We start from the raw sequence: 391 nt of genomic DNA, 5'->3' as shown, positions 1-391 counted from the left end.
GTTCGACGGCAACCTGCTGATCCCGAACTGGATCACGCGTCTGGGCGGCTTCGAGATCTACTTCAACAACAAGCCGGGCAGCACTTACGTCACGCACATCAAGCTGCGTTTCAACACGCCGCAAGGCCCGCGCAGCGATGAGTTTTCGCTCAGCGGCGGCATCTCCAAGACGGTCGCGAACATTCCGCTCAACGCCACCGATATCCAGGTCGACGTGAAGTTCCAGGGCGTCGTGAACAGCGACAACTATTCGTTCCGCTGGCCCAGCCCGCTCGGCCAATGGCTGACCGGCCGGCGCGAGATCGAGATGACCGGCGTGTGGCCGGGCCCGACCCACGCCGTCGAGAAGTAACGCCGAAAAGCAAAGCGGCGGATCGTCCGGGAGGGGACG

1 protein-coding gene is annotated in these 391 nt (G+C 63.2%); it reads left to right on the top strand.

From position 1 onward, the window contains the following. Positions 1-352: hypothetical protein (locus C1J01_RS54435; RefSeq protein WP_220040524.1), on the top strand; the 352-nt coding region annotated here is incomplete at its 5' end. Positions 353-391 lie beyond the last annotated feature (39 nt).

The organism is Nonomuraea aridisoli (assembly GCF_003236395.1).
GTDB classification, from domain to species: Bacteria; Actinomycetota; Actinomycetes; order Streptosporangiales; family Streptosporangiaceae; genus Nonomuraea; species Nonomuraea aridisoli.
The sequence above is the reverse complement of the archived record's forward strand: the minus strand, read 5'-3'. Positions and strand labels throughout refer to the sequence as shown.